The 24,413-nt window shown below is 53.1% G+C and carries 9 protein-coding genes; all 9 read left to right on the top strand.

The window, feature by feature from the left end; all coding sequences use genetic code 11:
- The first annotated feature begins 31 nt into the window (after positions 1–31).
- Positions 32–13,852, top strand: a complete 13,821-nt coding sequence (locus tag RMS03_RS06915) for an Ig-like domain-containing protein (protein ID WP_310626352.1) — start codon at positions 32–34, stop codon at positions 13,850–13,852.
- Positions 13,852–14,409: a toxin-activating lysine-acyltransferase gene (locus RMS03_RS06910; protein WP_310626351.1), complete on the top strand. Its 558-nt coding sequence runs from the start codon at positions 13,852–13,854 to the stop codon at positions 14,407–14,409. The genes RMS03_RS06915 and RMS03_RS06910 overlap by 1 nt, the downstream gene beginning before the upstream one ends.
- A 242-nt stretch (positions 14,410–14,651) precedes the next feature.
- Positions 14,652–16,154, top strand: a complete 1,503-nt coding sequence (locus RMS03_RS06905; RefSeq protein ID WP_310626350.1) for an FAD-linked oxidase C-terminal domain-containing protein — start codon at positions 14,652–14,654, stop codon at positions 16,152–16,154.
- A gap of 246 nt (positions 16,155–16,400) precedes the next feature.
- Positions 16,401–17,060 carry a response regulator transcription factor gene (locus RMS03_RS06900; RefSeq protein WP_310626349.1) on the top strand — a complete coding sequence of 220 codons (660 nt, stop codon included), beginning with the start codon at positions 16,401–16,403 and terminating at the stop codon, positions 17,058–17,060.
- Complete coding sequence (locus RMS03_RS06895) at positions 17,047–18,540, top strand: ATP-binding protein (RefSeq protein ID WP_310626348.1); 1,494 nt, start codon at positions 17,047–17,049, stop codon at positions 18,538–18,540. Before RMS03_RS06900 ends, RMS03_RS06895 begins: the two co-directional genes overlap by 14 nt.
- A gap of 210 nt (positions 18,541–18,750) precedes the next feature.
- A complete protein-coding gene (locus tag RMS03_RS06890; RefSeq protein ID WP_310626347.1) occupies positions 18,751–19,992 on the top strand; it encodes a TolC family protein in 1,242 nt (413 codons plus the stop codon).
- Positions 19,989–22,103, top strand: coding sequence for an ATP-binding cassette domain-containing protein (locus RMS03_RS06885; RefSeq protein ID WP_310626346.1), 2,115 nt, complete (start codon positions 19,989–19,991; stop codon positions 22,101–22,103). Before RMS03_RS06890 ends, RMS03_RS06885 begins: the two co-directional genes overlap by 4 nt.
- 14 nt (positions 22,104–22,117) lie before the next feature.
- The gene (locus RMS03_RS06880; RefSeq protein ID WP_310626345.1) at positions 22,118–23,272 is read left to right on the top strand and encodes an HlyD family type I secretion periplasmic adaptor subunit; all 1,155 of its coding nucleotides are present in this window, start codon (positions 22,118–22,120) and stop codon (positions 23,270–23,272) included.
- A 35-nt stretch (positions 23,273–23,307) separates the two neighbouring features.
- Positions 23,308–24,413 (top strand): centriolin protein (locus tag RMS03_RS06875; RefSeq protein ID WP_310626344.1); only part of this gene is annotated, 1,106 nt, incomplete at its 3' end.

The following is a 24,413-nucleotide window of genomic DNA, read 5'->3' as shown; positions in this document are numbered from 1 at the left end:
TAGTGCAGAGCTGGCCAGTGGCGAAACTTTGGTGATCTTGGACGGCAGCGCTGTCCTAGGTACGGCCAAGGTCAGCGGCACCAGTTGGACATTCACAACGCCCGCTCTCAGTGTAGGCAGCCACAGCCTGACAGCAGCGGTTCAGGATCTCGCGGGTAACTTCGGCGCGGCTTCTGGGGCCCACCGTGTGAGGCTTGAAAACACAGCACTCTCGCTGTCATCGGTCGAGGATACCGGTATCAGCAGCACCGACCATCTCACCAACAACGCCGCGGTCAAGGTCACAGGTCTTAGTAAAGAGGCAAGCTTTCAGTTCCAGATTGACGGCGGCACATGGCAAGCGGGGAGCCTCAATCAATTCAACCTGATTGAGGGCAAACACAGCTACGCCATTCGAGAAGTTGATGCGTCGGGTCACATCGGTATGGTCAGCAAGTCCGTTACTTACGCACTAGATACCAGCAGCCCAACAGGGGTTCCGATGCTCAGGCAGGTGCCCAGCACCAGCGCCAACGCCAGCGACCAAATCAACACCCCCAGCAGGGCCCACGTCACAGGCGTCGAGCTAGGCAACACCTGGCAGTACAGCACAAACAACGGTACCACTTGGATCAACGGGAACACGTTGCCCGTTCGTCCGAGCTTGGACAGTCTGAATGTGCGCAACATCAGCGCCACACTCAACGGCGGCTCTATAGGTACTGACTTGAAGGCCTATGCGGTGGGTTTGTCCAACTCCAACACCGACACCAGCGTTAAACGCACGGTGTGGCTTGTAAGCTATGACGGCACCTATACCAAGGGCGTGCAATGCGAAATTTCCGTCAACGCCGACGGGCAGCTAACGGCAAAGGGGATATCAGCAGCCTACAAACAGGGAGATTTCACAACGAACTGGATGGATCAGGTCGTCAACAAAACCGTAACGACACACCCCTTCGCAACGGGTGAGGGGGTTACAGGTTATGGGGCCAAGTCGCTCAGTGTTGACGGATTGCGCTTTGGCAGCGGCTATTTGAGCGACACAACCTCCGCCGTGTTGCCAGAGGCTTATGCACTTGATCTACGTTCGGGCGCTCACAACTACCTGGTACGGCAGGTTGATGCGGCGGGTAATGCGGGGCCTGCCAGTGCCTCGACTTCTTTGACAGGCATAGCCTCATACCACCAACTGACCCTGTCCAGAGATACCGGATCCAGCGCTGACGATTGCGTCACCTCAGACGGACGTGTCAAAGTCAGCGAACTCACTGGCACCATCCAGTACAGCACCGATGCGGGTGCAACGTGGCAACAGGTGGCGCTTGGGCTTGGTGATATGACCGAAGACATGATCACTGGCACATTGAACGGTAGCTGGATCGGTAGAAACATGGAGGCCAAGGCGGTAGGGCTGCGGGGCGACTCCTCCTCAAAGTCCGTCTGGCTGGTGGCGTATGACGGCACCTACACCAAGGGCGTGAAAGTTGAATTCAGGCAAGCAAGTGGCGGCATCGTAGCGACCGCCTTGGAAGCAGCGTATATCGAAGGTAATTACGTTGCTGGCTTTGCAGACTTATCGCAAAGCCAAGTGAGGACTGCGCCTTACGCTGAAGACGATTCATCCCAAGGCTATGGTGTCAAATCTCTCCAGCTCAAAGGGGTTGACTTAATCAGCGGCATTTTCCACGCGACCTATATAAGCCAGACTCATCCGACCTCTGCCGTTTCTATTCCGTACGATCGGAGCAAGAGCTTTGCACTTCCAGAGGGCACTTACGAACCAGGACAAGTGCAAGTAAAGGCTGTATCTTCTGTACTAAAAGTTAAAGAGCTGACCAGCGACATGATCAGCGGCACGCTGAACGGTTTATGGGTTGGTTCTGACGTGCAAGCCCAGGTGGTGGGGCTGCGGGGCGACTCCTCCTCAAAGTCCGTCTGGCTGGTGGCGTATGACGGCACCTACACCAATGGCGTGAAAGTTGAATTCCGGCAAAACGGAAACAGAATAGTGACAGAAGCCACGGAAGCAAGGTACATCCGTGGCGATTATGTTGACGGGTTTGCAGACTTGTCGCCAAGCCAATGCACGTCTGCGCCTGTCGCAGACCACTATTCATCGCCAGGCTATGGGGTCAGATTCCTGCAACTCCTTAATGGGACTTATGCCATCAGTGGCTACAGGAGCCAGTCGGTGCAGATTGAGCGGCCGTCCGAAACATATGTCAACGACAAATTATGGACGGTTGATAAGACCGTGTTGGCGCCCACAATCGGGTCTATCGGCACAGATGACAACATACCAGTTAGCGGTTTGGAGCCCGGTGCGACTTGGAAATACAGAGTAGACGGCGGTGCTTGGCAGGATGGTAAAGGCTTCAACTTCAAGGCAAGCCTTGGCTCGCACACCTATGAGGTGTATCAGACGGATGTTGCTGGCTCAAGCAGTAGCTACGCAAGCAGTGCAGGCTCTGTAAGTTCTAGAAACACGCCGATACTTTTACAGGATACAGGTACAAGCTCAGCGGATGGCGTCACTTCCAATGGCTTGGTCACCTTCTCATTCCAACCATTGGTTTCTGGCGCTTTCCATGTAAATGATTGGCAGTACAGCACCACTGGCGGCAGAAGCTGGACCGCTGGCGAGACGATATTTCGACTGAAAGATTTAAAGCCTGAGCTTATTAAGGCCACGCTTAATGGAGGGAGCATTGGCTTTGATGCCAAAGCAACGGTCGTAGGCTGGGGCACCTACCCCGATGGCTTCTCAGCGAACTGCTGGCTGGTGTTCTACGATGGCACTTACACCAAAGGTGTTCGAGTCGAATTCATTAACGCTGCTGGTGAGGTTTACGCAACGGTCCTCGGTGCCGCCTACGCGAGGGGCAACCACGTGACCGACTGGCAGACCACCAGCAAAGAGACGACAAACGTCGCTAAAAATAGCGCTGAAAGTGGGTATGGCGTGAAGTCTCTGCAGTTCCAGGGCATCTCGTTTGGGGATGGATATCTGCAAGAACCCACATGGGATGAACACCGGTATCCTGCATCTATCGCCGTGGCCATTTTGGGAGGTTCCAAAAACTTCACGCCATTGAACCGAGCATTTGTCCTACCCGAAGGCACGTATGAGGCAGGACAGGTGGTGATTGCACGCAAACCCGATGGATCGGGCAATGTCGAAGTGCTTTCGACCAACAATCGTACTTGGACGATTGACCACAGCGTTGAGACACCTAAACTTTCAATCGATCGGGACAAGCCCGATCAGATCCAAGTTGAGGGCTTGGAGGCTGGTGGCCTTTGGGATTACAAAGTCGATGACGGTAATTGGACTCGAGGCACTGGCTCTTCGTTTGATGTACATCTTGGCACACACACCTATACCGTACGCCAAAGCGATCTGGCCGGCAATAGTTCGAACAGCACGGCATCCGTGCGTCATACCGCCAGTCTGCCGGTTCCAAAGCTGGATCTTATTTCTGAACCTGGTGTCAGCATCAAAGATGGCGTTACCCAGCACGATAAGCTCTCGATAAATGGTGTCATCAGTGGCGCTAAGACGCAGTGGCGGGTGGATGGCGATCCATGGAAGGACATGCCCAACGACCTTCGCCTGATTGACGGCAAACACACCTATCAGGTTCGGCAAATCAGCTCCGACGGACAGGTAAGCGAAGCCAGTGATTCGGTGACTTATACCCTGGACACCCAAGCGCCCATTCGCCCCTCCATGGTCTTGCATTTGGACAGCGGTAACGACAAGCGCGATGGTCTGACCAATACGGCCAGGGTCAAGATCGAAGGACTGGAGGCTGGCGCCACTTGGCAGTACCAAGTCGACGATGGTGCTTGGCAAACGGGTGGCACAACCCTGGAAGGGGCCGGCTTTGATTTGACACAAGGCAGCCACCGCTATGCTGTGCGCCAGACCGATGTGGCAGGCAACGTCGGCACGGCTAGCCAAGCCGCCACCTACACGCTGGACACCAGCGCCCCTAACGCCCCCACCCTCACGCTATCGCCCGTCTCGCAAGGTGCCGTCCGTGTGATCCAGGTTGGCGGCTTGGGGGCTGACGCTTCATGGAAATACCAGGTCGACGGCGGTACCGCATGGACTGCTGGCACTGGCAACAGCTTGGCCTTGGACGCAGGTACGCACACCTATACCCTGCAGCAATGGGACAAGGCGGGCAATAGCAGCTCAACAAGCAGCCTCACAGTCAATCAGAGTTCACTTCAGGTACGACTGCGTGAGGACACCGGATTCAGCGCACAGGATGGCTACACCCGGACGCCCACGGTACTCGTGAGCGGTGATACCAAGAGTCAGGGAGCCCTACTGCAGTACCGGATTGATGGCGGGGATTGGCGAGACGTTGGGAGCACGTCGTCGTTCAAACTGGTTGAGGGCAGCCACAACTACGAAGTACGCGAGGTCAGTTTGGCTGGCGTGTTGGCGAGCAGCGACACCATGCGTTTTACACTGGACACCACGGCTCCCTCGCCCTTGGTCTTAACCCTTGCGCCTGAAACGCATGATGTGGCGGGCACCGGATACAGCAAACAAGGCCGCATCAATGTCCTTGGCCTCGAAACCAACTGCACTTGGGAGTACCGTGTGGACGGTGGTCAATGGGCCCAAGGGGCTGGAGACTCCTTCTGGGGGACCCCTGGCAAGCACTTCTACGAAGTGCGCGCCCGCGATGCGTCGGGCAATGTGTCTGCTGCGCCCAACCTGCTTCGCAATGGAGACTTTGCAGAAGGTACCAATAGCTTTACCAGCGACTACTTGCAGCAATCCAGTCCGGCAGACGCGGGCACTTATGCCGTGGTCAGTGTCCTGCCCAATTGGGGCCTCGCGCATGCCAGCATCAAGGGCGGCGAGGGGCAGTTTCTGATTGCCAAAGGTGCCAGCGATGCCAACAAGCTTGTATGGTCTCAGCAGGTTGAGCTCAAGGCCGGCGAGCTGTATGATTTCAACGCATCTGCATTAGTCAATGCAGGCGCAGACCTGCAACTGACGGTCAACGGCGAGGATGTGGGCAATGCCTTCAAGCCACAGACGAGCCTGGACTGGCAGCACTGGGGCACTCGCTTCCTGAGTACCACCACTGGCACAGTCAAACTAGGCGTTCGCAGCAAGGGCGCAGACACGAAGGACAACAACCTTGCGCTGGACACACTGTCTCTCGAACGAGTGATGGGCATCGAGGTCAACACCCAAGCGGTGGAGCTGAAACTGTCCAGCGATACGGGGAGGGATGCGACGGATGGTGTGACCAGCAACGCCAGCATCTTGGTTGAAGGCCTGACCAGCGGTCAGGCTTGGCAATGGCGTGCCGATGGTGGTACTTGGCAGACTGGTTCCGGCAACAGCTTCCAGGCTCTGGCAGGCAAACACAGCTATGAGGCACGGGGCGAGTTTTCCGGAGGTTTCGGCGCCAGCAGTAACAAGCTGGATGTGCGCTACGACAACCAAGCGCCAAATTCTTTCGACACCAAAGCCCTGCATATAGCCAGCACGCCGGGGGGAGCTAGCAAGGCCAGCGCCAGTGTGGCTATATCCTCGGATGACGGGGCTTGTGTCACGTTCTGGGCGCATGGGCTAGAGGCCACAAAAACAACCACACAGCTGCTGAGTACCAATGGCACATTGGGTGGTCTCTATTTTCTAGACGGTAAGCTGGTCTACGAAGTAGGGGGCATCAAGCGCTATGCATCGGCCAATGGACAAGGCACCGACCAGGCCTCGGAGGCCAGCGTGTCAATGGACACCCTGTGGCACCACTACGCCTTGAATATCGATTCGAACGGTGGCGTAAGCATTTACCAAGATGCCGAGCAGATTATGGCCACGAACCTGCCTAATCACGACGCGTTCAGCAACGCAAATCTCACGTTCGGTGGCCACGCGACGTTAAACAACAGAGGTTGGGGAGGTGATTTCCTGAACATCCAAGTCTGGGATAAGGCCATGTCTCTGGTTCAAATCATCCAGGCTTCAGAGCCTATTTTGGAGCCAAGCAACGCCTCTGCCGACCTAAAGGCTTATTGGCCCGATGGCCAAGCAGCACTGGCCTCAACCCCGAACTTGAGCTTGAGTGGCCAGGCTGGACAAGCCGAGTTATTCAAGGTGCTAACGCTTCAAACGACAGCCAAGGCGGTCAATCTGCTATCCAACGGGGAGTTTGACAGCGCGACAGATTTTCTTAGCGACTATCAGAAGGTCAATTCAGTAACAGACACTGGACGTGTGGCCATCATCAATGAGGCCCCCGCTTGGGGGATCGGTGTGACCAAAGGCCACGGTAACGGAGGCAAATTTTTGTTTGCCGACGGCGCTGCAGATGCAACTAAAAAGGTCTGGTTTCAGACAGTCAGACTAGAAGCCGGCACGTCCTATGACTTCAGTGGTTTCGTGGCGGCCAACAATGGTGCTGTCTTGCAGCTGACCGTCAACGGCGTGGACGTGGGTGACGCGTTCAGCCCGGTGGCCGGCGCCGACTGGCAGGCATGGAAGGCCAGCTTCACCAGCACAGTATCGGGTGAGGTGACCATGGGTATCCGCGACAAGTCCACAGCTGCGGCCGCTAATGATTTTGCGCTGGACTCACTCGCGCTCTACCGCAAAGGTGACGGCTGGGGCGCCAGTGCACTCACGACAGATGGGGGCATCCTGGTCAATGGGGTGACGGCCGACACTCAATGGCAGTGGCGTATGGACAGTGGTGAGTGGTCTGCAGGAGACAGCAAGACATCCCAGATTCAAGCCTCGTCAGGCAAGCACTCTTACCAGGTTCGTTTGGTTGACACCGCCGGTAATGTGGGGGCTGCCAGTCAAGTGTTCACCGTTGACTACGATATCACGCGCCCTGAACTGGGCGTCACTCAAGCGGTTTCTGTCGCAGAGGCTACGCACACCGACAATTACACGGTGGGTGGTCAGACATTCAGCGACACGATAAAGTCTGGGCTGTTCGACAAGATTTCCTCTACTTGGACGCTAGCCGTCGACAAGCCCGTCACTCTCGGCGGCCAATATTCAGCGGGCGATGTGGTGCAGGTGTTTTTTAACGGTGCCGACAAGCCACTGGCCACTACCACTGCGAATAGTCAGGGCAACTGGACCCTGACCCTGCTGCCAGACGCCATGGAAAACATCCCGCTCGGCCGCAGCCGCATCGATGTCCGTATCACAGATGCGGCAGGTAACCTGTCTTCGAGTTTGGATAGCTTTGTGTTGGTACGCACACCGCAGCTCGACCAGCTGACCAGCAGAGCACAGTCCCTGCCCGACACCCAAGCCACGCCTAGTCCCGCGGTCGTTAAGACCGTGTTTTTGGAGCAGTTTGAAAACAATGATGCGGCTGCAACTCACGGCCTGGCGGTTAGCGGGCTAGGCATCGACCCTGGCGCCCCTCCTTCGGGGGACAAGATCTTGCTTAGACGCGGCGACAACTCATCCATTTGGAGCAAGATGGCGTACAACATCCCAGAAGGTGTGACGCTACAGTTCTCCTTCATGCTGTGCATAGGCAATGCACAGCAAGACCAGTTACCCCAGGTTGGCCTGTGGATCAATGGGGCCCGTATGGGCGATGTGACTGTTTTGCCGCAGGGAAGCAAGTGGACTAAAGTCACGGTCAACTTTGTCAAAAATGACAATGCTCCACTGGGTATGGAGCTGAAAAATGAAGTGACAGCAGGGACAAATGTGTACTTGGGCGTCGATGACATTCGTTTGAGCTACACCGAAAACAACAGCCCTGTAGCCCCCACCACCAATCTGCTGTCTGCGGGCAGTTTTGAACTGGGCAGCGCCAAATTGAAAACCAAAGGGTTTGACAACGCTGTCAGCCTCCTGCCCGAAGGCACTGTCAACATCTCTCGGGGTGAAGCCACCTCGGTAAGCAGTGCGCCCACGAACTGGAAACTAGGGAGCACTGCCGCTCGCGGCGATGCTCGGTTCTTGGCCGTGCACAGTAAAGGCGGTGGTCAGGTCGTCTGGAGCGAAACCCTGACAGAGCAATCCGGTGCCACCTTGTCCCTGAGCTATTGGGTGAACACTGGCGAGGGCTCTGCGCCTTTGCTCAGGCTCAAGGCCAACGGTCAGGTTGTTTCCGATGTAATGACCTCGACCATTGCTGCTTCGCAAGGCTGGACGCAGATTCAGGTGACCTTCACGGCGCCCGACAGCAAAGTCCCCCTACAGCTAAGCCTAGAGGACATGTCCTCTAGCGGCGCCCGTTTTGGTCTGGATGACCTGAATCTCCGGGTTATCTCGGCTCCGCCAGCCTCGACGGACTTGACCGACGGGACGACAGAGAGCAGTAGCACGGCCTCAAATGCGACCCCGACCACCCCATCGGCGATCAGCACGAGCCCGCCCCCACAGGAGCAATCCAATGCATCCACCTTGTCAGGCTTGTTGACAAGTCTGCAAACTGCAAGAACCGACAGTGATGTGTTGAATGCGATGCGCCAGTACCTGACTAACTACAACGACTTTGAGCTGCCAGCGTCTCCGTCGAACAAACCATACGTCGGCCAAATCGTAGATCAGCTGATTGATGACCGTTGGCGCCACGTGTCTCGCACCATCCTTAAAGACAAGTTCTCAGCAAATTACACAGGCAGCGCAGAAAGCTATTTGGCTTTGATGTCTAAGAATCCGGGCGCGGGTGTTTTAACTATCCGTGATCTAGCAGTTGCCGACGCCAGATCGAAGTTTCTTGGTGTGACTGGAAGGCTGTTGGGCACGGCATGGAACCAAGCCACGGCGCAGACATTGGGTGCCCAGATCAGCAACTTCAAGTTGACTGGGGATTCCAATGCAGATACTCAGGCACAGCTGAATCTTGCAGCGAGTGCTATGTTCGAGTTGGCAAGGCTAACGATATTCCTGACCGTCGGAGATTCGTACCTTACAAAGTTCATCGCAAACCACTCTACCTATACGGTCAAGGATATCTCTAAACTTACAAACACCACCGGTCTCGCTCTGAACGGCTTTATCCGAGCCTTCATGCTCGGCCAGACCGGCATGGCTTTCGATAAGGCGGTCCATATGCCGCCGGGGAACGACAGGGACTTAGCCATCGCCCGAAGCACATTCGATGTGTTATCGGGCGTAGCAGGTACCGTCGCTAATTTTGGCTTCGCTTTTGATTCATGGGACACGGGGGGGCGAGCCACCCTAGCGCACTTTAAAACTCAGAACGCGCTTTCTAAAATAACCCCATATAGTGGGCATTTTAATTTTGCACCTGAAGTGGCGGAGGCCCAGAAAAAATATATCACTAATTTAAAGGGTACTTTCGAAGAAAATATGTCGTTCGGTAAACAAAGTGCCGCAACTCTCGATAAGGCCACCGCCATTATCGGCGCGCTTCAGACTATATTTTCGATTGTGTCACTAGCTACGTATTTTGGTGACAAAACATTGACGAACTCGCAGAAGGCTGCCTTAGGCGCAACGATTGGTCTTGATGTCGTATCCGCAGTCGGCGGCTCCTTGGCCACGCTCGCCCTACAAAGGGCCATCGCCACAGAAGCCTCTGCGATGAAAATAGGTGGATTATCCGCTGTCGCGGCGCTGATGACTTTCATCGCATATCTCAATCCTATGCAGATTGAGCAAATGACAGGTTTGTTCAACAATGCCCGAAAAGTGCAAGACTTTGCCAATGATAACGGACGTGGAGAGCTGGGTTATTCTGGCGACCAACTCTTAGCCGATTTGACTTGGGCTCAGGCCAACATGGAAGCCGGAATGATGGGGGCCCAACTTGGTTTGGCTGTAGTTGCTGCCACTGCGTCGGTTGTTGGCGGCCCCGTGGGTTGGGTGGTAAGTGCGGTATCTAGCATTATTTCCATGGTCATAGAAGCGATTCGTCAACCCATCCTCGAAGGAGTCGCCGCCGAGAAACGGCAGGAAATGCTCAATGAAAGCCACGGCGATCTAAATGCCTATTTCGTGAAGGGGTTGCAGGCGACATTTGCCAAAATGTTGAAAGACCCAGAGGTGATCAGCTATTTCAAAGACCAGCTCAAGGCAGGTGATTTTGACAAAGCCATTGGTCTGATTTCAATCAATCCAGATTCAGCCATGCACTCCGTGGCTGCCATCACCAAAACAGCAGAGTTTTTACCTCAGTGGAAGTTGTTCACGGCAGAGATCAACAAGTCTCAGGCACTGAGCGACAGCACCGCCCAGCGGGTGGACCAAACGCACACGCGAATCGATGTGTCCAGCCCTGCAAATAATCAGAAAATATTTTTGGCGACACCCTTGTTTCCCTACGGTACGAGTACCAGTGAGCGCATCAATATTGCGGGCGAAGCCTACAGAACGCAACTGAATAATATTAAGCAAAGCGGCTGGACCATTAATGACGGTGAAAGCAATTCCGTCATAGATTTGGGCAATGTCGTGACCATCCATCTAGGAGCCAAAGGCGCAGCAGGAAGCTTGGACAAAATTGACGAACACTTCCTAAAATTGGTTCGTGACTGGTGGAGTAGCGGCGCTCCATTTTATGAGTCCAATCCCATAATCTCGGATGGAACTAAAAGAGCTATCAAGGAGTTATATTTATATAGCCCTAGTGACTTGGAAAATATCCTTAAAAGCCAAACTGATATTTGGATTGCGGATGTTTATCGGTCTGGCGATATCCAGCGGTATTTTGAGAATTTCTTTGGTGCACTAAATCCATGGGATACCAGAAACACCACCATTGCAGACAAGTACAGATTACCTATGCCTGATATAAATAGTGGGCCTGGAAACTTGAGGGTGGTGACGTACGACTCACCCGGATTCTTTATGATTCACCAGTCGTATGGCGAGACGGGTGGGAAATTTTTGATGGCAGATGGGCACACGACACCGGGGAAAGCAGTCTGGGGTCAGGATATTTACCTGGTGGCAGGGCAGCGCTACGATTTCAGTGCCTGGGTACTTACAACCACTCGCCCATCTGAGCTCGGGATACCACCTATTCAGTTGCAACTGAAAGTCAATGGCGTGAATGTGGGGCAGTCTTACACGACAAAAGAGTATCAATGGTGGGCGTGGGATACTGAATTCGTCAGTACTGTGACGGGCCCAGCCCGTGTTTCGTTGCACGACATTAATACTAATGGCGCAGCCAACGACTTTGGGCTCGACAACCTATCTCTTCGCGGCTATTCTACAAATGACGACCTATTAGTATCTGGGAATTTCTTTGAAAGCACCCCCTTCTTGACCGATTACCGAAACGGGTCACTGGATGATGGTCGCGGTGTGAGTAAGCGTGCCGTTGGACCTACAAACTGGCCCCTTGGCTTCACCAGCCCAATCGATGGAGACTACCTCATCGCTAGCGCTTCTAGTGATGTGAAACAGTCAGTTTGGTATGAAATGGTTGAATTAAAAGCAGGGCAGTCTTACCGATTTGACGCGTCTGTGCAAGGCAGAGGTGACCTTGAGTTGCAGCTCACACTCAACGGCGAGGATGTGGGGTCTTCCTACAAACCGAGCTCAGGCGCCGTCTGGGAAAAGTGGGCGATGAACCTCACCTCAGACGTGACGGGCAAGGTGAAGTTGGGTGTACGCAACAAGAATCCAGGCACCTCTGATAGCCCCTCCTTCTTTGCACTTGACCAACTATCTCTCCATAAAAACCTGATCGCAAACGGGGGATTCGATGATCGTGGAGGATTTGAAACCGACTATACGGCTGAAGTAAAACTGAGTACGCTTGAGCTAGCTCAAGATATTAACTTCACGGTTCTCACCCAAGTTAATGCGGGAGGGGGTGATGATGCAGTCATAACAGGTATAGGGCAATATATAATCAATGGTGGAGCAGGCCATAATTTGGTGGATTATTCGTCTAATAGCGACGAAAAAACCTCGTTGACCTTTAAGTACACTGGTAACCAAATCACTGTAGAAAAGCGCAATCAAATTGGTACCGTTTATGCCAGCGCATTGAGTACCAGTACAACAAGTTACGGCAAACGGTCTGAAGCCATTGAATACGTAGACCTTAAAAAAATAGATGATGTTCGAATCGATTCGCAAACGTTGATAGACCATCTTAGCAATGTGGATCTCGTCAAAGGCTCTCGCGGCAAGGATTACTTCTACGGCGATGCGGGAGATCAGTACTTCGCCTGTAACGATCTAAAGGACTTCTTCTCGGGTGGCGGGGGCACGGATGTCGTTGACATGCACCAAGTGACCGGCACGGAAATCAATCTCTCGAACTTGGCCGACCACTTCAAGGATATTGATCTGGTGGTGTTGGGGGACACAAATTTCATCCGCACGACCTTGCTTGGCGGTGACGGCAATGGCACCCCAAGATTTACCTATGGTGGTGGCCGCGACATCATTGATGCTTCCAAACTGACGAATGCAGGTATACATGTTCAGAAGGTGGCGAACACTGCCATTTCGGGTACGGAATTTAAAGGTTCTAAATTTGCAGACATCGTTGACTACGACGTGACGATTGCCTCGCAGACCTTCAGCGAATTCAAGGTCGACACAGGCGAGGGCAACGATGTGGTCAGTTTTGGCTGGAGAGGCGGCTACGCGGGAAATAGCTTTGCACAAGAGACGGTCATCCAACTCGGGGCTGGAAACGACACGCTTTACCTGAATGTGAACTTAAGTGTGGACGGCAATGCTGCAAAACAGGTCATATATGCAGAAGGTGGCAAAGGGCAAGATATGCTGTTCATCGCAGGCAACCAAGGTATTTTGTACGACGACTCATTCAATCCAGACATGTTGTCGGTGGGGGTCAGCGATCTTTATTTCGATGGATTTGAAATTATTCGCGGCACAGACAATAACGATGTCTTCCTGATGTCCAATGGAAAAACCAATATGGCAAGGTACTTCTTTGGGTCAGGTGGCAATGATGTCTACGTCGGCTCCACCAAGGCCATTGAGACCTTGGACTACTCACTGGCAGATAAGGGGTTGTTTATTACCGTGATTTCTGGAAATAAGACAGATAGCACTGAAGAAAACGCTTGTATTGGTATGTCGAGGATGACTATGTCGAACCCTTTGCAAAAAGTAGGTTTAGTTAATGTTGATGCATTTATTGGCACCACTTACGACGATACCATTTTTGGTGGTGGCGGTGGCGAGCATTACACACTAGGATTAGGCAACGATACGTTCTCGGCAGCTATAACGGGAGCTTCAAGCGCCTCTTTAGGCGATGGCAACGACACGGCATTTTTCGTTGGAGGAAGTCTGCTCCTTAAGGGGGATGCCGGTCGTGACATCTTCAATCAAAATAATTCGGTAGGCCTAAGTGCGAGCAAACTTGAAGCGTTGCAACAAAAAGAATCCAAAGTGACGATCGAAGCCGATGGTGGTGACACCATCAATTTGGCCGCATCTAATTTCTGCCAGACCATCATCATCGACAACGAAGGACTTGACTGGGGAAGTGTGGATGTGAACTTTACCGATGGAGGCGCCTTGTTTAATCAATTCTTGTGGGTCAAAGATTCAGACCAACAAAAACTGGTAGGCCTTTGGAGTCCGTCCGACTCAGATGAAAGTGTCAAAACCACCTATTTGAAAGCTCTGGAGTTTTCGCTTAACCAGTCATCTGTGATGCTGCACTTCGCCGATGGAGAAAAATCTACGGCGGAGATTGCGAAGATCGCTTATGAAGACAAAAACTTGATGGAAGTCAAAACCTTGCAAAACCTGGATGGCAAATATCGCCAGCTTTGGCAATCTGATGACAGTTCGCGTGAGCTCCTTGGTTATGGCGAAGATTACTTGTTGCGCATGTTGGCCACCAAAGATCAGATTCTGTCTCAGGTGGCGCATGGGGCTGTCTTGTAATGGTGATTTATTTGTTGCAGACCTCATCCACGGTCGTCAAGACCATAGCGTTGGAGCGCCCTAGCGCGGCCCAGGCCTTTCGTTTGCTGGAAGCCTTCGAATGCCTCTGGCGAACATCGCGCCTTCACGCCAATGCCCCGACCTCACACCTATTTGCCAACGTCATGCCTGCAATCTTGCTTTCTCAATATCTTCTCGTGCTAGAGCAAGGTAGCCAAAAACCGTTGGGTCTATGCACTTGGGCAAAAATGGACAAAGCTTCGGAATATCGATACTTGCTTGACCCCACCGGACTTAACAAAAATGACTGGCTAAGCGGTGATCGCCTGTGGCTGATCGATTGGATCGGTCAGCCCTCAGTCAACAGACGCATGGCCCAGTTTTTGAAGGCCCAGTTGCTTCCCAGAGAGGTACTACGTACCTTGCGAGTCAGGCCAAATTCCTCTAAGGCATTCATCCGCTCGTTTTGCGGTTCATTGATTGAACCTAGCGTCGCCCAAGCCATCTTGCGCGACTACCACGCCGAATACCTACGGATGCACCGCACAAGCTCGTGATGCCGTGATTGCAAGCGACCACAGGGGACGCGATTGCCCTCGAAGGCGATGTCTCGAACACAATTGTAGGTTTAAGTTGGTGAGCGGGGACTGTCATGCCGCCAACTGTTTCTCTTGGGCGGGGGCAGGGCGTGCCCCACTGCCTGCTTGACGCGACTGAAGCAAGACAACGAAACCTTTTCAACCCAAGCTGTAACTTTCTTCACACGCCAACCGCCCGTTTTTGCCGTAAAGTGCATCGCATGAACGCCCCACTCCCCCCCGACCAGCAAACCACCCTTGCCCGCGCCGAGCGGCAAGCCCACGTGGTGCAAGCCCTGCTGCAAGTGCTGCCCCAGCACGCCCTGCTCTACACCACCGAGGACACCGTGCCTTACGAGTGTGACGGCCTCACGGCCTACCGCGCTCGCCCCATGTGCGTGGCCTTGCCCGAAACGGTGGAACAAGTGCAAGCCGTGCTCAAAACCTGCTACGCGCTGGACGTGCCCGTGGTCGCACGCGGCGCAGGCACCGGCTTGTCGGGGGGGGCCATGCCGCACACCCAAGGCGTGACCTTGTCATTGGCCAAGTTCAACCAAATTTTGAACATCGACCCAACCGCCCGAACTGCGGTGGTGCAGTGCGGCGTGCGCAATCTGGCCATCAGCGAAGCGGTGTCGCCATACGGGCTGTACTACGCCCCCGACCCCTCCAGCCAAATTGCTTGCACCATCGGCGGCAACGTGGCCGAGAACTCGGGCGGTGTGCATTGCTTGAAATACGGCCTCACCGTGCACAACGTGCTCAAGGTGAAAGGCTTCACGGTGGAGGGCGAACCGATTGAGTTTGGCAGCGAGGCCCTCGACACACCGGGCCTTGACCTGTTGCCCGTCATCGTGGGCAGCGAAGGCATGTTGGCGGTGACCACCGAAGTGACCGTCAAGCTCGTGCCCAAGCCACAACTGGCCCGCTGCATCATGGCCAGCTTTGACGATGTGCGCAAAGCGGGCGACGCCGTGGCGGCGGTGATTGCCGCAGGCATCATCCCCGCTGGTTTAGAAATGATGGACGGCCCCATGACCGCTGCCGTGGAAGACTTTGTGCATGCCGACTACGACCTGAGCGCCGCCGCGATTTTGCTGTGCGAGAGCGACGGTACGCCCGAAGAGGTGGAAGAAGAAATTGGCCGCATGAGCGAGGTGTTGCGCGGCTGCGGTGCCACCGCCATCACCGTCAGTCGTGACGAAGCGCAACGCATGAAGTTTTGGAGCGGGCGCAAAAACGCGTTCCCCGCCTCAGGCCGCATCAGCCCCGACTACATGTGCATGGACAGCACCATCCCGCGCAAGCGTTTGGCCGACATCTTGGAAGCCATTCAAGAGATGGAAAAGAAATACCAGCTGCGATGCCTGAACGTGTTCCATGCGGGTGACGGCAATTTGCACCCCTTGATTTTGTTTGATGCCAACGACCCCGACCAAATGCACCGCTGCGAGCAGTTTGGCGCAGACATTTTGGAAACCAGCGTGGCTATGGGAGGCACGGTGACGGGCGAGCACGGCGTGGGTATCGAGAAGGTGAACAGCATGTGCGTGCAATTCAGCGCCGAAGAAAACGAGCAGATGTTTGGCGTCAAGCGCGCCTTTGACAGCAAGGGTTTACTCAACCCCGGCAAGGTCATCCCCACCCTGCACCGCTGCGCCGAATACGGAAAGATGTTGGTGCGCGCGGGGCAAATCAAGCATCCAGATTTGCCGCGTTTTTAAATTTTTCCAAATAGTGGCTCACTTTGCGTTGCAATTCGTCTGATGTGAAAACGTTGCGACACTGCTGTTAAACTCTAAAACAGATTGAGCTTCACGATGGGGTTGCTCAACAAGTAAACGCCGTTCAGTTTTTGAGCACGTTCATCATGGGTATCGAATGCCCGTATGTCGGACGTAGAGAAGGCAGCATAGAGTGGTAAACCGACTATAAGTTTAAAAATGCGGCAGGAATGCTCGGAGGACGGTGTGGCAATTGCAGTCGGAATAATTGAAGATGACCCTGTCGTTAGTAAATACATAGCGACGCTGATTTCTACGACGCCTTTGTGCGAGTTGGCTGGTGTTGCTGCGAACAAGGCGCACGCCTATGGGCTAATCGCCCAAAATTGCGCAGATATTTATCTTGTCGATATCGGCTTGCCAGATGTAAACGGCATTGACTTGATTAAAAAAATCAAGCAGGAGTGCTCGAATGCCCACGTGATGGTGCTTACATCTTTTGGGGATATGCGTCATGTGCTTCAAAGTATTGAAGTGGGCGCGACTGGGTATCTGCTCAAAGATGATCGGCCAGATGAGTTGATTGGCAGGCTGGTGTCGCTTTACAACGGCAACTCACCTGTCAGCCCTGGCGTTGCCAAGCACCTTATCAAGAAAATTACAAATACAGATCAGCAAGATGTTGATCGACCTGACCCCGACGCGATATTGAAATTCGGACTGAGCAAGCGAGAGGTGCAAGTTTTGGCGGAACTTCGTTCTCCCAATCCAGTGAAGCTTATTGCCGACAGACTCAACATCTCTTATTTCACCGTGAACCAGCATGTGCGACGAGTCTATAGAAAGCTTGGCGTTAATTCGCGCACGGCAGCCTTAGATAAGGCCTTTGAATATGGGCTATTTTAAAAAGGCGCTATTGGTCGGGGTAATTAGTGCCTTGAGCGCTTTTTCGCTCCACCGGTTCTTTGAACATATTGCGTATTGTCAGAACTTATTGACGCCCGTTGTCGATGTGCTCGTTTCTTCCGTTCAAGACGGCGCATCGCGTAGCCTGCGCATCGCTTCCTTGCCTGCGCTATTGCAAAATGAATCGTCAGAGCTGCGTGTGCATCACGTGACTTTTCGTATTCCTGCTGCTGTGCTTCAAACGGGCGACGAGCAGCTGGCATTGTTTTTCCCGCAGATTCTTCATGGCGGTGAGTTTTATTTGAACGGCCAGTGGTTTTACAGCCTGCCAGCCTCACACGCGCACACGCGCTATGCCTGGTACACGCCCTTGGTTGCGCCCATTCCGCGTGCTTTACTGAAGGGGGTGGGGCAAGAGGACGTGGTTGAGCTGCGTTTGAGTTCATTTCAACGAGGGTTTGTCGTTCCTAGCTTGTATGTCAGTCCGATTGAGCCAGCCAATGCCGTGTTTCGGATATATCAGTTCATCAACGTCACGTTAGCAGCTGCCATTAGCATATTTTGCGGGGTGGTTGGACTTTTTATGCTTGTCATTTGGGCGGCATCACGTTCTGAACGTTGGTTTGGCTATGCAGGCGGGGCCGCTCTTTTGTGGGGCGCACTTTTTATGGTGGCGCTTGCACCCGCCTTATCTCTAGAGAGTTGGGTGATTTGGCGCTTTCTTTTGTATGTCGTAACTGGGGTGCTGGTCTTGTTGGTGAGCATGTTGCTGCGTAGGCATGTGACCAAGATGGGCTTGATTAAAAATACCAATCAAACCTTAGTAACGCAACTTCTGAAACGAGAGCGCGATCTTGAGGAGACGTATAAGCAGCAAAAAACCATCATCCGTGAAAGCGCCATCAACGAAGAGCGAAATCGAATTTTGCAAGATGTCCACGATGGTTTGGGGTCTCGCTTGATCAATCTGTTGCTTGAGGTAAGAACCCATCAGATAAGCCCCGAAGTGTTGGCGCTAGACCTTCAAGCTTGTATTGAAGATCTACGCCTTTTGGTCAGTGGGCAGTTTGTGGATAACGCTCCGTTCACGGAGGTGCTTGACGAGTTCTGCCAGCGTGCTGGTCGAAACTTACGCGCAGTTGGTGTACAACTCAAACAAGATCTAGATTGGGTGGAGAAGGGCGAGTTGGATGGTGTGACGTGTTTGAATATTTTGCGAATTATTCAGGAAATGGTCTCAAACACCATCAAGCATTCAAAAGCGCAAAACTGTGTCGTCAAGATGAAGCGAAATGGAGGGGCGTTGAATGTTGAAGTTTGGGATGATGGTGTTGGGTTTCAGGCGGATCAGACCTCCTTCTGCATGAAGCGAGGTTTGCTGGGTATCAACAAACGCATCGCTGAATTTTCTGGCATTTCAGAGTTCAACTCCAATCGCCCCGGGGTTCATTTGAAAATACAACTAAAATTCAATAATTAATATTTATTTCAAATATAAAACTTAAAAATAACCAATTAATTGCTATTAGTTGCTCTATAAATTGATAATTTAAGTAAAAATAGCTATTATTTGTAATTGAGTAAATTTGGCAAGTCGCCAAAATCATGGTCAAGAAATAAATGACTTGACCACATGAAAATATATAAATCAATAGTCGTTTTATTGGTTTTGGGGCTTTGCCAGCAAACGATGTTCGCTGCTGAATTGATTGTGGGTAACTTCCTCTCTTCGGTGGCCTTGAGTCATCCTTCTGTACTTGCTGCGCAAGCAGATGTGCGTGCAGCGCAAGCCGAATTGGATGCTGCTTGGAGGCAAATGTTGCCAGAAATGCAAGTCAGCACATCTAGGCCAACCAATCAAGACAGCAACTCAACCCTAATTACACAGCCCAAATCGACGGTTGCTGTTGAGCAAAAATTATGGGCGGGTGGCAAGTACACGTCTAGCGTCAATGTGGCGGAGGCTGCAAGTAATGCGATGCAAGCGCGGCTAGATGAGGTGCGACTGAGTGCCACACTTGCTGCCATTGAGGCTTTACAAGGATTTCGCGCAGCCACCCAGAAACTAGACGTTAATCGACAAACGCTGGAGCGTTTGTCGCGTTTTGTGAGCATGATGGAGCGCCGCGTGGAGTCGCAAGTCTCGCCTCCTATTGATGCGGTGTTGGTGCGCTCGCGCATGGTGCAAGCCAAGATAGATCATGCAAATGCGCAGGCGGCAAAAAGCGTTTCCATTTCGCGCCTACAGCAACTCGGCTTGAGTGACCAGGCAATTGATTGGTCGCATGTAGGTATGCCTCAGTTGGGAGAGCCGCTACTCACAGGCTTACCTAAAAATGGCGAGGCGGCATGGCGCGAATTAGATGGTTTGATTGATTCTCATCCAAGTGTGCGCCGTGCTTTTTATGAGGCCGAGGCTGCGCGCCATCGTCAATCTGCTTCTGCGGCAGATCAATTCCCAACGGTCTATGCCCGCGTAGAAAAAAATCGCTACGACAACCCCAACTATGCCTCACAGAACGGCGTGATATTTACCTACGTCGGTGTGCGCTTTACGCCGGGCGGCGGTCTGGTTTCTATGGCGCAAGCGAAAGCTGCGCAAGAAAAAGCTCAGAGCGCACAACAGCAAATTGAAACATCCCGTCGCGATCAAACCAATCAACTTCGGCAAGACTGGGAGGAGTGGCGTAGTGCCTTAGAGCGCCGATCAGACTATGTTTCTGCACTCAGCAATGCGATGGCTGTGAGCGAGTCGTATGAGCGCCAGTTCATTGTTGGACGCATGAGTTGGCAGCAAACCTTAGATGCGGTCAGAGAGCTTGGGCAAATGGGATTAGCGATGGCGGATACGGAGTCTTCTTTGTGGGCCTCTAGTTACAGACTGATGCTGCGCCAAGGTCTGTATGACCTGCAACAAGGAGTAATGCAATGATCAATGTGGCCGCCCAACTTTCGTGGGCATTTGCTGGCGTTGCGAGACTGCAAGGTCTTGCGCTAGAACCCGCGCGTTTACAGGCTACCTTTGCGGGAGTCACAGACGAGCACAAGCCCGATGCAATTGCCCTGTGTGCAGCCTTAGACATCGACGCACCGGTGTTCATGGATGACCCAGATCGTGTTTTTGTCCCTCTTATTTATGGTGATGAAGAAAATGGTTGGGGCATTCTGGTTGATCAAAATCCAAGTGGTGCATGGATTTTTGTGCAAGAGGCTGGGCAAAAACTGCTGTCGCGCGAAGTGATGGACGGTCTCATATTTAAGCTCAATTTTTCACGTCAAAAAAATGCAAAACAAGTTGGCACCTTTGAGAAGTTTTTCAAGAACAGCATGGCTCAATACCGTGGTGTTCTGGGTGAGGCGGTCTTGGCCTCGGGGTTTATCAGTTTTGTTGCATTGGCTGCATCACTCTTTTCGATGCAGGTCTATGACCGTGTCATTCCGACACACAGCAGCAGTACCCTGACCGTACTCGCCATCGGTGTTGGCTTGGCGATATTGCTCGAGCTGGCGATGAAATTTGCGCGTTCGCACACCATGGATATGGTGATTTCGGGACTGGATGCCAAGTTATCCCGCGAAATTTTTCAGCGCTTGTTGTCGGTCCGCGTGGATCAGCTTCCTGGTTCCGTTGGTAGCTTGGCAGGGCAGCTGCGCGGATACGAACAGTTGCGCTCTTTTTACACGGCCAGCACCTTATTTACCCTGGTTGACTTGCCGCTGGGTTTGGTCTTTGTCTTCGTCATTGCGAACATTGCCAGCCCTCTGATTGCTGCCGTTCCTTTGCTCTTTGGCATTGTTGCAGTCATGATGGGCTACTACTCCATGAAAAGAGTCAATGAGCTCGCTAAAAAAAGCACGGCGGCCTCCAACCTTAAAACAGGCTTGTTGGTTGAGGCGGTTGAAGGCGTGGAGACCATCAAATCCGGCTCAGGTGGTTGGAAGTTTCTTTCGCGTTGGATTGATGTGAATGCCGAATCCATTCACAGCGACATGGCCATGCGAGCCACCAGTGAGCATGCCGCCTACCTCTCCGCGACCTTGCAGCAAGTCAGTTATGCCGCCACAGTTGTTGTCGGCTCTTGGCTTGTCATGGACGGCAAAATCACCATGGGCTCGCTCATTGCCTGCTCCATTTTGGGGGGGCGAGTTTTGGCGCCTGTCACCGCCATTCCGGGCCTGATGGTGCAGTACGCGCATTCCAAGGCGACCTTGGAGGGCCTAGAAAAAATCTACGCACTTCAGACGGATCACCATGGCGTGGATCGACCCATCACACCAGAGCGACTCGATGGTAATTTCTTCATCGAAGGTGCTAAGTTTGCCTACATGGGTGGGCCAATCGCTGTCAAAGTGGACCGCCTCACCGTGAGCGCTGGTGAGCGCATTGGCGTCTTAGGTCCGATTGGTGCAGGTAAATCGACGCTGTTGCGCCTACTTTCTGGCCTCTATCGACCCCAAGAAGGCCGCGTACTCATTGATGGCCTCGACATTGCAAGCGTCAACCGTCAAACCTTGAACCAGCAAATTGGCTACCTCCAGCAAGACCACCGACTCTTCGTAGGCACCTTGCGCGAAAACTTGCTCATCGGCATGCCTGACCCTGGCGATGAAATCCTGCGAAGAGTCATGGAACGCACGGGCTTGATCCGCTTGGTTGCTGCACATCCCAAGGGATTAGAGCTACCCATTCAAGAAGGTGGGCGCGGCCTGTCTGGGGGACAACGCCAACTGGTTGCTTTCACGCGCTTGGTTCTGTGCAACCCGTCCACTTACTTATTGGATGAGCCAACGGCATCCATGGACGAAGAACTGGAAAAACAATGTCTCGCTGTTTTGGCTGAAGAAGTCAAGCTTGGAAAGACCTTGATTGTGGTCACGCACAAGCCCTCCATCTTGCCCCTCGTCAATCGACTCATCGTTGTGGCAGGCAACCAAATTGTGCTCGATGGCCCGCGTGATGCGGTGCTCGCACGTCTGCAAACGCCTCAACCCAATGCCGCCAACAAACCTGTGCCACAGCAGTCGGTTGTGGCTGCGGCCTGATCACCCAACAACACATGCATAAACACAACCAATCACTCACCAAAGCGCGCTGGACCCTGCGCATTGCCATGGCGGGCATCGTCTTGCTGGTGGTGTGGTCTGCCTTTGGCATGATCGACCAAGTCACCCGTGCGCAAGGCCAAGTCATTGCCGTTGCGCGCACACAGTCTGTGCAGGCACCAGATGGTGGCGTCGTCTCTGAAATTCATGTCAAAGAGGGCCAAACCGTTCAACGTGGGCAACTCCTTGTCACGCTCGAAAAAGGTCGAGCGCAAACTGCCGTCGATGACAGTCGTGCCAAAGTTGCTGCGCTCAAAATCACCTTGGCGCGTCTCAATGCCGAGGTCTACGGCCACCCCCTGAAATTCACACCTGAGCTGACGAACTACCCGCAATACATACGCAATCAACAAGATCTTTATGCCAAGCGTAAAAATGCGATTGACCAAGACCTTGCTGCCTTGACGGACATGCTTGGCTTTGCAAGCCAAGAGTTGGAGATGAACCGCGCCCTAGAAAAAACAGGCGACGTCAGCAAAGCTGAAATTTTGAAACTCCAGCGTGGCGTGGCGGACATCCAAGCGCAAATTAACAACAAGCGCAACAAATACTTCCAAGAAGCCTTGGCTGAAATGACCAAAGCGCAAGAAGATCTCAACACCCAGCAAGAACAACTCGAAGACCGCTCCCAGCTCTTAGAGCACACCGAGCTCACCGCGCCGTCGGATGGCATCGTTAAAAACATCAAAGTCACCACCATCGGTGGCGTTGTGCGTGCAGGTGACTTAGTGCTGGAAATCTTGCCCATCGGTAACTTGATCGTTGAAGCCAAAGTTACGCCCACCGACATTGCATTCGTCAAGCCTGGTCAGCCGGCCAGCGTCAAGCTGGATGCCTATGACTACTCCATCTATGGCGTTCTCAACGGTCATGTGGACTACCTCAGCCCAGACACGCTGCTTGATGAAACCAAGCAAGGCGTCATGCCGTATTACCGTGTGCACGTCGTTTTAGATGAAACCCAATTTCACGGCAAAAAAGCCGAACAAATTGATGTCCGCCCTGGCATGACCGCCACAGTGGAAATCAAAGCCATGGACAGAACCATCCTGTCCTACTTGACTAAACCCATCACCAAAACCTTCTCTGAATCCATGGGCGAACGCTGAGCCCGATACCTCAATAAACACTTCTAGGAGCGCCTGTGAAACCCTTACTACTATCCTTGTTTGCCGCATCAGGACGATTGAATCGCTTGCGTAACCCACTCGTTGCCTGCTTGGGCATCTCTGTGCTTTACGTCATTGCCAACATCTTCTTCATGGGCGACGTCATTCACTTGATCCGCGGTGCAGCCAACCCCTTCTTTGCGTCGCTGATTGTGGTCACAACGGTCATCACCCAAGTACTCACCATCTATCACGCCATCAAGCTTTCGGGTGAGACAGACTTGGTGTTGCGCATCAAAGAGGCCATGCGTGGCGCAGCTCAAGACGTGCAAGAGAAACAGCATGCAGTGTTGGCACAAATTCTAGGCACCACCAAAAATGCAAAAAGCTTTGCGGCTTGGACGCTTTTTTCGAGTTTGGACTCGCAGCGCAGCGCGGCCCAAGGTTATGACCTAGAGACCCTGCGCACGCATCTCACGGCGTTTGAAGACCAAGTCGCTCGGCGGGCCAGCTTCCCCATGCACCTGTCCAACACGCTCATTGGTTTGGGGCTCTTTGGAACCTTCTTGGGCTTGATCGTGACACTAAAAGAAGTTGCGGGATTGATTGGCCTCTTTGCTGCCGCAGGTAACGTGGACTCGGCGGACATGATGGGCCAGTTTTTTCAAAAAATGAGCGGCCCACTCGCGGGTATGGGTGAAGCCTTCGTTGCTTCACTGCTCGGCTTGGGTGGTTCGATCGTGACTGGCATGCAACTCCTGTCACTCAAAAAAATCCAAAGCGTCACCAACTACGCCGCAGAACTCTCGTACTTCGAAGTCACGGAAACCATCTATGGGCCAACCACCACCGGCAACGACGGCAAAGGTGTGGCCTTAGATGTGCGCTTGGCGCAATTGCAGTTGGAGGAGATCTCGGCGCTGCGCCATGACATCACCAAGCAAACGGATGCCATTTTGATGGCCTCGTCCAAGATGCGTCAGGCCTCGGAGGCGATGAACCAGGTGATGAACTCGCTCGAAAAAATCGCCACCCAAGACAACATCCGTCCCAACATTGACCAAATGACGGTGCTCTTGGATCAGCGCTTGGAGACCATTGTGCGCAAGCTCGACGACACCCAAAACGTCCAGCATGGGCT

The organism is Limnohabitans sp. (genome assembly GCF_031538885.1).
In the GTDB taxonomy this organism is placed as follows: domain Bacteria; phylum Pseudomonadota; class Gammaproteobacteria; order Burkholderiales; family Burkholderiaceae_C; genus Limnohabitans.
This window is presented reverse-complemented; position numbering and strand designations above follow the sequence as displayed.